The sequence below is a fragment of the Hoyosella altamirensis genome, from assembly GCF_014191505.1.
GTDB classification, from domain to species: Bacteria; Actinomycetota; Actinomycetes; order Mycobacteriales; family Mycobacteriaceae; genus Hoyosella; species Hoyosella altamirensis.
Map to the genome: position 1 here is coordinate 199,099 of NZ_JACHWS010000002.1, position 10,354 is coordinate 209,452.

Below are 10,354 nucleotides of genomic sequence, written 5' to 3' on the forward strand. Positions count from 1 at the left end.
GTGATCCTCCAGGTATGAGGCTGACACACAGAGCGATTGTTTGACAGATCGCTCCAGCTGCGCGGTTGGCCAGGCGCGGTGCCCGCGACGGACGACTGGGGGTGTCAGCCCCGGCCTCACCGTCCCGACCTAGCACTCTCATGTCTTGAGTGCCAGATCCATGTTTAGCACTCGTAGCATGTGAGTGCAAGATGGTGCGGCGGCCCGTCGGATCCGCGCTGAGCGAACACGCCTGCAGCCTGAACCGTTGCTGGCACTGCCTGCGGTGACGATCATTTTTCGCAAGGAAGGAATGGAGTGACATGCCCCATCGGTCCCCCAGTCGGCAGTCACCCCTGCCCTCCCGCGACGGAATCGACGCCGCCTGGATCCGTTTTCCTGACTTCTCGCCATGGACGACAGTGGGCGAGGCGATCAGCGTCAGATATCCAGCGCATTGGGAGCGGTTCGCGCAGCGGCTCGCAAGCGGTGAGGTCGTCGATCAGGGCGGGCTCCCCGTTCACGAGGACACGTCGCTGCGGCGCGGTATGACGCTGTTTTACTACCGCGATCTCCCGGTTGAGGACCCCGTCCCGTTCGATATCACTGTTCTTTACCAGGACTGCAATATCGTTGTCGCTGACAAGCCCCACTTCCTCGCGACCATGCCACGAGGCCAGCACGTCGCAGAGACAGCAACCGTGCGGCTCCGCAGACAGTTCCGGCTCCCTGAGCTCACTCCCGCCCACCGACTTGACCGGATGACCGCAGGGATTCTCCTCTTCACTATTCACGCGGGGGTTCGCAGCGCATATCAGGAGCTTTTCGCGCGGCACGGTGTCACGAAGGAGTACCTTGCCATCGCACCCCATAGTCCGGATCTCACGTTCCCGCTGACACGCTCCAGCAGAATCGTCAAACCTCGGGACGCACAGCGGGCATGCGAGGTCCAGGGCGAGGTTAATGCCATCACTCATATAGACCTCGAGGAGCACGACGCGGTGTGGGGGCGTTACCGTCTTCAGCCCGTCACTGGCCGCACGCACCAGCTTCGGGTCCACATGAACGCTTTAGGGATTCCAATCCGCGGCGACAATCTGTTTCCGAATGTCACGACGGTCACACCAGCAGATTACTCAAAAGAACCGCTACAACTGCTGGCGCAGACGCTGGCGTTCACCGACCCAATTACCCAGCTTGCGCGAAGGTTTGTCAGCGAGCGCACCCTCACTGGCCTGTGAGGCGACTGCGACTAGGATTTCCTCGAGAAGCTGGACATTTACTCGGGTTGTTTCCTAAGGAAATCCACGGTTTCTCTCGGAAATGCGCTTCCGGTCACACAGGCGCGAACGCGCGGTCCAATATTTGAGTGATAGCGGCCGCCGCATCCCGTTCCCCCAGGCGCCCTGCCGCGACTTCCTCGACAGCGCCATGCACGACGTTGCAATAGACCGCGATCAGCCAGTCTTCGGATAAGTTGGGTAACTCATACAGCGTTGTTCATCTTAGGAGCCACAGTGGCGACACACTCCCCCGCGAAGAACGTCCTAGTACTCGGCGGGTATGGCGCGGTTGGCGCTTCGGTAACACGCCAGCTGCGCGAGCGCGGTCACTCCGTCCGTACCGCAGGCCGTGACGCTGACCGCGTGGACACGGCCCTCGACATCACAGATTCCAGTTCCGCAGCCGCAGCGGCAAAAGGCGCCGATCTTGTCATCAATGCGACTGGTTCGGAAGACCCCGAGCTGGCGTCGGCCGTCACCGAGCCCGGCGCAGCGTTCGTTGACATCACAGCCACCAATAGCTACATCAGCGCCCTCTCAGCTAGACAATTCCAGGCGCCCGTTCTCGTCAGCGTCGGCATCGCTCCTGGCCTCACCAACCTGCTCGCAGCACGAATGCACCGGAATAGCCCCGGACCGATCGACATCATTGTCGCGCTCGGCGCCGGCGAGCACCACGGAGCCGCTGCGACGGAGTGGACCGCTCGGCTGGTGGGTTCCAGTTTCTCTGACCACGGCACGCGGGTACGGAACTTCAGCGCGCCGGTCATCGTCGAGGTGCCCGGCTACGGGAGGCGCCGCGTTTATCGTGCGGATTTCTCAGACCAGCACATCCTTAGCCGTGAGTTCCAGACCCCCGTACGCAGCTACTTCATGCTCGACTCACGACTCGCAACCGGCGGCCTAGCGCTACTTACCCGGCTCCCGTGGGCCCCGAAACTCACCTCCGGAAAGCCACTGCCACGAACAACTGACCGCTGGCTTGTGCTTGCACGCACTCACCTCGGTGCGATCAGCTACATTTCTGGGCGCGGACAGTCACACGCCACCGCGACAGTGACCGCGAGCGTCGCCGACTTCACCGAGCGGCTGGAGCCAGGGCTTCAGCACCTGCATCACGTGGTAGGCCTCGATGAAATAGCACGGGCGACCGGCTTCAAGGTCGAGGAGCGAAACAAACTCACACGGAACGGGACAGATGCATGAGTCGTTTCCCATGAATGTGTCCCGTTTTTGGGGAAGCTGACGTCAGCGGCCCGCCAGGATGCCCGGCACCCGTTCGAACCATTCAAGCACTGCCTTCTCGTAGAGAATTCCGAACTCCAGCGTCGCGCGGCCGTAGGGAGAGCCAACACCCACATCTACTTGCTTCATGTAGCCGGCCAAACGTACTTCATGCTCCTTGCGGTGGCGTTCGAGAATCGCCTTGATGTCAGCATTCTGCAAGTGCTCGCCAAACGTCAGGGTCAATAGCATCGGGACACGAATCGTGTCGCTGCCGGGCTCGCGCATGATCCATTCCCGGAAGGCCGCTTTTCCCTGGTCCGTTATCGAATACGGGACGCGTTCCCTAGCCCCCGCCTCACCGCGCGAAACGAGGCCGGCTTCGGCCATCGACGAAAGCTCTCGATACACCTGACTGCGAGTGACCGTCCAGAAGTCGCCGATGCGCTGGTTGGCGATGGCAGCAAGGTCCCACCCCGACATGGGGCCTTGATGAAGAAAGCCAAGCAGAGCCGCAGCCGTTGAGTTGATCTGGCGGGCCATGTCGCTCCCTCCGCCCTTGACATTCCATTGTGCTAGGTCGACTATTAACAATAGACCTTCCACAGTGGAATGTTGAGGCGGGAGGAACCCATGGACATCGCAAACGGCGTACGCGCATCGAGCAACGACCGCGAACATGCCGTCACAGCACTCAGCAAACATGCGAGCGACGGACGGTTGACGCTCGAGGAATTCGAGCATCGCGTCGATCACGTCTACCGCGCCGTCACAACTGCCGACATCAAAGCCGTGCTGCAAGACCTGCCGACGCCGGCTCCTGTCGCAAACCCCGCAGCGCCACGGGGCAGCCGCGCGCCAATCTGGCTTCGTGCCGAATGGGCAACATGGGCCGGGGTGGGTCTTCTCTGCCTCGGAATCTGGTTGTTGACCTCACTGTTTGCGGGCTCGGTGCTATACCCCTGGCCAATGTGGGTAATTGGACCTTGGGGTGCAGTCCTGATCGCCAGGTCCTTTGGTCCTGAACGGCGCGCGTGCGGAAGATCAGCTGATTCGCGCCCTGCTGTGCACCTCGCGCACGACTACCGGGAACAATGGCTGCATGCGCTCGGTCACCGATCATCAAGCCGCCATCGCCGCACTCGTTACGAGCAGGCCTGACACAGAGCTTCAACTGTCCGCCGCCGCAGGGAGGGTGCTAGCGCGCGACGTGGTAGCCACGCGCGCTCTCCCCGGCTTCGACAACTCCGCGATGGACGGTTACGCCGTGCGCTCCGCGGACACCGAGACCGCGAACACCGAGACACCTGTCGTACTCCGCGTGGCTGAAGATATCCCCGCTGGGCGTACCGACGGACCCCCACTGGACGCGGGCACCGCCCACCGGATCATGACGGGCGCGGCGCTGCCGAGCGGGGCCGACGCGGTAGTACCCGTAGAACTTACCGACGGTGGCACCAAATCAGTCGAGATTCACCAAGCGCCGCGCTTGGGCCAGCATGTTCGCCGGGCGGGTGAAGACATTTCCGCCGGGGAGGTCGCGCTGCGTCGCGGGCAAGTCCTCGGTGCTCCGCACCTGGCTTTACTTTCCGCGCTCGGTTACGCCACCGCGCCGGTCATTCCACCAATCAGAACAATCGTCCTCTCGACGGGAAGCGAACTCGTCGCTCCCGGGCAGCCGTTGCGCAGGGGCGAGATCTACGAATCAAACGGCATCATGCTCGCCACCGCCGTCCGCGAGGCGTGCGGCGAGGCTGCGCAATTGCGTTTCGTCAGCGACGATCCAGACGAGTTCCTGCAAACTCTTCGCAACCGCGCACCCGAGGCTGACCTCATCATCACTTCAGGCGGGGTGAGCGCTGGAGCGTACGAGGTCGTCAAGGATTCGCTGGCCCAGCACGGCGTCGAATTCCTCAAAGTAGCGATGCAACCGGGCATGCCGCAGGGCTGCGGGGTCTTCGAGAACACGCCTATTGTCACACTGCCAGGGAACCCGGTGAGTGCGCTCGTTTCGTTCGAGGTATTTATCCGTCCCGCACTGCGCCGGGCCATGGGTCTGCCCTCCATCTCACGTCCGGTTATCAAGGCGGAACTCACTGAACCCGTCCGCTCGCCGGCCGGAAAGCGCCAGTTCCGCCGAGGCATCCTGGACCGGGTATGCGGCACCGTCAAGCCGATCGGACCACCGGCGTCCCACCACCTGCGCTGGCTGGCGTCAGCGAACTGCCTCGTGGACGTCCCCGAAGGGTCCACCGATCTGAACGCTGGAGATGCTGTGACCGTGTGGGACCTTGAATCGGGCTGAATAAGGCATACTCGACGCAACTATGGGACTGCAGGCGTGCCGTACTCTGACACGAGAACTCGACGTCTGAACCCGATACCCCAATTGGAGAGGTGCCGACAGAAAGTGGCCCGAAGACCGACGCCGCCCGGGCAGCAGCCCAGTAATGCAGTGGGGCACGCGCTGTCCCTGGTGCGCTCGCACATCCCTCCCGTCCACCCGGCGGGACTCCCCTTCATCGCCGTACCGCTCGCTATCGCGGCTCTCGGCCGGAACAAGCGCTGGATCCGCAGGAGCGGCCTCACTCTGGCCGCAGCCAACGCCGCCTTCTTCCGCAACCCCCATCGGGTCCCGCCTAACAGGACCGATGTCGTCGTGGCGGCAGCCGATGGTGAAGTCACACTCGTTGACACCGCCACCCCACCCGCAGAGCTAGGACTGGGTACTGCTCCGCTCCCGCGAGTCAGCATCTTCCTTTCGGTGCTGGACGTCCATGTCCAGCGCTGCCCTGTTGCGGGACACGTAGTCAACGTGGTCCATCAGCCGGGCAGGTTCATGTCTGCTGACCTAGACGAAGCGAGCGACGCGAACGAGCGGAACAGCATGATCATCCGCACCCCTGACGACCGTGAGATCGTCGTCGTGCAGATCGCTGGTCTTGTTGCCCGGAGGATCATCTGCGACGCACGGCCTGGTGACGTCCTCACCCTCGGTGAAACGTACGGACTGATCCGGTTCGGTTCGCGTGTCGACACCTTCCTTCCCGCTGGATCACGTGTACTCGTTGAGCGAGGGCAGCGGACCATCGGCGCGGAAACGGTGATCGCTGAACTCCCGTGACACACAGGGTGAGTGAGGTCAAGGATGAACGTGGCGTCTGATGAATGAGCACGAGATGACCGGCGAGCAGGGCCGGCCGATCCGGTCGGCCGGTGTCCGGCTCGTCCCAAGTGCTATCACGGTCCTGGCGATGTGTGCTGGCTTGTCTGCAATCAAGATGGCGCTCGACGGCAGCGTAGGACTCGCGATTGCGCTCATTGGTGCTGCAGCGCTACTTGACGGCGTGGACGGACGCATCGCGCGTCTCCTCGACGCGACCACGCGTATCGGCGCCGAACTTGATTCGCTGGCAGACGCTATTTCGTTCGGTGTCGCGCCAGCCATCGTGCTCTACGTAACTTTGCTGACCGGAAACAACTTCGGCTGGGTAGTGGCGCTGATCTTCGCGGTGTCAATCGTTCTCCGGCTCGCGCGGTTCAACACACTTATCGACGACACTGAAGCGCCCGCCTATCACAAGGACTACTTCGTAGGGGTCCCGGCTCCAGCAGGTGGCCTCATCGCACTTGCACCGCTCGCCGCATACGCGCAGTGGGGTGCGGGCTGGTGGTCTTCATTCCCCCTTGTCGTGATCTGGATGGTCATCGCGTCGGCGCTCATTGTCAGCCGCATCCCGACGCTGGCGATGAAGCAGGTTTCAGTACCGCCGCGCATGGCGGTCGCGCTACTGATTTCCGTAGCGCTGATGGCAGCCGGACTAGTGACCTACCCTTACATCCTTCTGATCGCGGTGGTTTTCCTTTATCTCGCGCACATCCCGTACGCGGTTCATACGAAACGCTGGGTAGCGGCACGGCCCGAAACGTGGCACATCCCACCCGCGGAACGGCGGGCGCTGCGCCGTTCCAACGCTCAGCGCCGCTCGCTAGCCAGACTCGGTCTCCGGCGATCGAAACCGAGGGGCCGCTCCTCCCGCGTGGCGGGCCGGGGACGCGCCCGGTAGCGCATACGCAAATCCGCTCAGGTAGAGACCGTGGGTCTCGTCTAGGCTCGTGATCGTGAACCACGCCGAGGATGCACAAGTAACCCTGGTCGCGCGGCTCAACACGTCGCACATGGATTCCCGCCGGGGCGTTGTTCGCGTCCATGCTGAGGTCCTGTCCGCGCTGGGCCTGCGCGAATGGGACGCGATTGGGCTGTACGGGACGCGCAGTACCGCCGCAGTCGTCGCGCGCTCCCCCGAGGGAACCGCACCGCGGGTCGCACTACTCGACGACGTGACGTTGTCCAACGCCGGTATCCGCGAAGACGCAACGGTAATCGTCCGCCCCATCGCTGTGCAGGGCGCGCGCCGAATCGTGCTGAGCGGTTCCGCTTTGACCACCACCTCGCTGGACCCTGGCACGCTGCGCCAGGCGCTCCTCGGCAAGGTTCTGGCTGTGGGTGACACCGTGTCACTGCTCCCTCGCGACCTCGGGCCTGGCACCAGCACTTCCACGGCGACACAGGCCCTGCGCCTCTCGGTCGGCATCACGTGGACCTCGGAACTTCTGACTGTCGTCAGCACAGACCCCGGCGGCGCAGTGAGTGTCCAGCCGAACTCAGCACTGTCCTGGGACAAGACCACTTCCCGCCAGCAGCCAGGTGCGCGGCCTTCCAGCACGTTCGAATCCTCGAATGCAGCCGCGCGGCAGTCATCTGGTACCGGAGCAGGCACGATCACGGTCCATCAGCGTGAACAGCACGACACAGGAACACGCTCAAACTGGCAGCCGGAGACGCCCAAACACGATGAGGGAATCTCGGTTGGTGACTTAGTTGGCATGGCTGAACAGGTCACCATGCTCACAGACTGGCTGAGTCTCGCGCTCGACGAGCCCGAACTGCTGGCTTCGCTTGGAGCGTCACCGCGTCTCGGGGTTCTCGTCACCGGCCCCGCGGGAGTCGGCAAAGCGACTTTCGCCAGGGCGGTGTGTGCGAAGCGTGCGTTGGTCGAACTCGACGGGCCGGGCACCGGCGCGCTCGAAGCCGGCAGCCGCGCGGAAACCGTGTCGCAGGCTATTGAGTCAGCGCGCGGCGGTGGCGTACTCCTGATCACGGAAATTGACGCGCTGCTGCCCTCAGACCCGGAACCTGTGTCGAGCCTGATTCTCAGTCGGCTCCGCCGCGCCATTAGCGACGAAGGCGTCGTCCTGATCGCGACAACCGCGCATCCCGATGGTGTTGACAGGAGGATCCGGGGCCAAGACCTCTGCGATCGGGAAATCACCGTTGCGCTGCCCGGCAGTTCGACGCGAAGAGCGCTCCTCGATCACTTGCTGCGCGACGTGCCCACTGCTGAACTCGATCTGGAGGCGGTGTCGCTGCGCACGCCCGGTTTCGTCGCGGCGGACTTAATGGCTCTGCGCCGGGAAGGAGCGCTTCGAGCGGCCTCCCGCGCCAGTAAAGATGGCACGGAAGGGGTGATCGAACAGCGCGATCTTCTCGGTGCGCTCGAGGTCATCCGTCCGCTTTCCCGCTCCGGCACCGAAGAACTGTCGATCGGAAGTCTGACACTTGACGACGTCGGCGACATGGTCGAAACCAAACAAGCCCTGACCGAAACTGTGCTGTGGCCACTACGGCACCCAGACACGTTTAAGCGACTCGGTGTGGACCCACCGCGCGGTGTCCTTCTTTACGGACCGCCAGGGTGCGGCAAGACGTTTGTTGTCCGCGCGCTCGCCAGCTCCGGTCAGCTGAGTGTGCACTCGGTGAAGGGCTCCGAGCTCATGGACAAATGGGTCGGAGCGTCCGAGAAAGCAGTGCGTGATCTCTTCCAGCGAGCCCGCAATACCGCACCCTCACTCATCTTCCTCGACGAGATCGACGCACTGGTCCCGCGGCGCGGTCAAAGCACCGATTCGGGCGTCGGCGACAAGGTAGTGGCCGCACTGCTGACCGAACTCGATGGTACGGAGCCGCTGCGCGACGTCGTCGTACTGGGAGCGACCAACCGGCCCGAACTCATTGATCCGGCGGTGCTTCGGCCAGGTCGGCTCGAGCGGCTCGTCTTCGTCCCGCCGCCGGACAGCGATGCCCGCGCCGCGATCCTGCGCGCGGCCGGTGGTTCCATTCCACTTGCCGACGATGTAAACCTCGATGAGCTGGCCGAGAACCTTGACGGATACTCGGCGGCCGATTGTGCTGCACTTTTGCGCGAAGCCGCGCTCGCGGCAATGCGACGGTCAATGGATGCGACCGACGTCACCGCGGACGACGTCGCCACAGCGAGAAAGGCAGTACGGCCCTCGCTTGATCCCGATCAAGTCGCGAGCATCAAAGCGTTCGCTGATCGCCGGTCCGCTGAGTGAGATGGCAGCAGGTACGTTAGGCGCTGATGACCGCCACTGACTTCCGCTCGGACCACAGTCTGCTCCCGATCGCAGCGCTCGCGACCTTCCTGATCCCCGCTGCCGCGGTGCTGCTTCTCGCGGGCGCAATTCCAGTGACGGTGACGACTCCCGCGTACAGCGAAGGAATCACGGCACTGGCGTACGGAGAGCCCCTGACGGCAGGCGCTGGTGTCATGGCCGCCGTGATCGCAGCGGCAGTGGCTGGACGCAGCCATCGCACCTGGCTGATCTCACTTTTCGGACTACTCGTGCCAATGGTGCTGCTGGCCTTCTTCGGCAGCTCTGGCTACTTCGGCGCAGTCACGGTGAACTCATACCTGCTTCTCCGGTGCGTCTTGGTCATCGGCGCGGGTGTGGCGCTCGGCGCCGCCTTCTCGCGCGCGTGGACGCACGCGTCAGCGATACCCGCGGTCGCCGCTGTGAGCGGACTCGGGGTCTCGATGCTGCTCGCTGAGGCGATTGCCCGACCCGGGTCGGGCCTCATTCCTGGCGCCTATCTCCTTGGATCGACTGGTGGTGCCACCTTCTTCACCTGGGTCATACTTACCGGAGCGGTAGCCGTCGCTACCGTTGCCATGATCATGGACGCGCCGCCGCCAGCGAGTCTGTCCCGAGCGCGAATGCCGCGCTCCGTGCCGGGTCTCGTGTTCATCGCTGGAGCGCTCACATCACTGCAGGTTCTTGGCGTCGACGTGCTCGCACGTACCGCTCTTTTCTGGCCGCCGCTTGGACGCTTCACCGCCGCGGCAGCGGTAATCGGATTGCTGTTCATTGCGACTTGGATCGCCGCGATGTGGCTTGGACTGCAGGACAGCCCTTGGTCTGGCGCGCTTATCCTCGTCACGTCCGCGTTCGCTGCAGCTGCCCTGCCGGTCGTGTCTGAGGCCCCTCGCATAGGCACCCAGTGGATGCTGCTGATTCCCGCCGCCCTGTTCGCCGCCGCGGTCGCTGCTGGTGTCACGCAGCGCCACCGCGGCTATCACGCCGTCAACGGACTCCTGTTTCTCGCGGCGGTCCCCGTAATCGGGCTCATCGCCGACGGAACCGCGTTCGCTGTACTGCTCCAACTCGTCCTGCTTGCGGTGGGGGGCGGCTTCGCGATCGGTGTGTGTCTGCCAGGTGCGGGGCCCGCTGCCACCGTACTGGCGCTCGGCGTTCCGCTCACCGCGCAGACCTACGGCGCTTTGTTCGGTGCCAGCCCCTCCAGCGGAGCTGTCCCCGCAACGCCCCTCTCTGCGAGCGCGGTCGAGGTGCCGCACTCCTGGTGGGCCGTGATACCCGAAGGCTCAGGCTCGATCCTGGCAGTGAGTCTCATTGGGCTGTGCGGTGTGGGTGTTCTCACGGTGGGTTACAGTGCGTACCGCCTGGCTCGTCGCCGATGGTTAACTTCTCGTTGATCGTTAGGCCCT

At 63.7% G+C, this 10,354-nt stretch carries 9 protein-coding genes; 8 read left to right on the top strand and 1 reads right to left on the bottom strand.

The features are described 5' to 3' along the window. Positions 1-302 precede the first annotated feature (302 nt). On the top strand, positions 303-1,220 hold the full coding sequence (locus FHU29_RS09720; RefSeq protein ID WP_064440997.1) for a pseudouridine synthase: 918 nt from the start codon (positions 303-305) through the stop codon (positions 1,218-1,220). A gap of 276 nt (positions 1,221-1,496) precedes the next feature. Then, positions 1,497-2,468: an NAD-dependent epimerase/dehydratase family protein gene (locus tag FHU29_RS09725; RefSeq protein ID WP_064440998.1), complete on the top strand. Its 972-nt coding sequence runs from the start codon at positions 1,497-1,499 to the stop codon at positions 2,466-2,468. A gap of 42 nt (positions 2,469-2,510) precedes the next feature. On the opposite strand, the gene FHU29_RS09730 is transcribed toward FHU29_RS09725, so the two are convergent. Continuing rightward, positions 2,511-3,029: a PadR family transcriptional regulator gene (locus FHU29_RS09730; protein ID WP_064440999.1), complete on the bottom strand. Its 519-nt coding sequence runs from the start codon at positions 3,027-3,029 to the stop codon at positions 2,511-2,513. Between the two features lie 90 nt (positions 3,030-3,119). Here FHU29_RS09730 and FHU29_RS09735 point away from each other — a divergent pair, with 90 nt between their 5' ends. The 6 genes from FHU29_RS09735 to FHU29_RS09760 all read left to right on the top strand — a co-directional run bounded on the left by FHU29_RS09735 (position 3,120) and on the right by FHU29_RS09760 (position 10,342). Then, a complete protein-coding gene (locus FHU29_RS09735; RefSeq protein WP_064441000.1) occupies positions 3,120-3,647 on the top strand; it encodes a DUF1707 SHOCT-like domain-containing protein in 528 nt (175 codons plus the stop codon). Beyond that, positions 3,589-4,791 carry a molybdopterin molybdotransferase MoeA gene (gene moeA / locus FHU29_RS09740; RefSeq protein ID WP_064441001.1) on the top strand — a complete coding sequence of 401 codons (1,203 nt, stop codon included), beginning with the start codon at positions 3,589-3,591 and terminating at the stop codon, positions 4,789-4,791. Before FHU29_RS09735 ends, moeA begins: the two co-directional genes overlap by 59 nt. A 105-nt stretch (positions 4,792-4,896) precedes the next feature. Continuing rightward, entirely contained in the window at positions 4,897-5,610 is a 714-nt protein-coding gene (locus tag FHU29_RS09745; protein ID WP_064441002.1) for a phosphatidylserine decarboxylase, read from the top strand. A 40-nt stretch (positions 5,611-5,650) separates the two neighbouring features. Continuing rightward, a complete protein-coding gene (locus tag FHU29_RS09750; RefSeq protein WP_064441003.1) occupies positions 5,651-6,553 on the top strand; it encodes a CDP-alcohol phosphatidyltransferase family protein in 903 nt (300 codons plus the stop codon). Between the two features lie 112 nt (positions 6,554-6,665). Further along, entirely contained in the window at positions 6,666-8,903 is a 2,238-nt protein-coding gene (locus tag FHU29_RS09755) for an AAA family ATPase (protein ID WP_064441089.1), read from the top strand. Between the two features lie 26 nt (positions 8,904-8,929). Continuing rightward, on the top strand, positions 8,930-10,342 hold the full coding sequence (locus FHU29_RS09760; protein ID WP_064441004.1) for a hypothetical protein: 1,413 nt from the start codon (positions 8,930-8,932) through the stop codon (positions 10,340-10,342). Positions 10,343-10,354: the final 12 nt, after the last annotated feature.

What these genes read in the sequence shown, in the direction of transcription:
- FHU29_RS09720 (WP_064440997.1), top strand. Translation starts at nt 303, where the DNA reads ATGCCCCATCGGTCCCCCAGTCGGCAGTCACCCCTGCCCTCCCGCGAC.
- FHU29_RS09730 (WP_064440999.1), bottom strand. Translation starts at nt 3,029, where the DNA reads ATGGCCCGCCAGATCAACTCAACGGCTGCGGCTCTGCTTGGCTTTCTT.
- FHU29_RS09735 (WP_064441000.1), top strand. Translation starts at nt 3,120, where the DNA reads ATGGACATCGCAAACGGCGTACGCGCATCGAGCAACGACCGCGAACAT.
- moeA (WP_064441001.1), top strand. Translation starts at nt 3,589, where the DNA reads ATGCGCTCGGTCACCGATCATCAAGCCGCCATCGCCGCACTCGTTACG.
- FHU29_RS09750 (WP_064441003.1), top strand. Translation starts at nt 5,651, where the DNA reads ATGAATGAGCACGAGATGACCGGCGAGCAGGGCCGGCCGATCCGGTCG.
- FHU29_RS09755 (WP_064441089.1), top strand. Translation starts at nt 6,666, where the DNA reads ATGGATTCCCGCCGGGGCGTTGTTCGCGTCCATGCTGAGGTCCTGTCC.
- FHU29_RS09760 (WP_064441004.1), top strand. Translation starts at nt 8,930, where the DNA reads ATGACCGCCACTGACTTCCGCTCGGACCACAGTCTGCTCCCGATCGCA.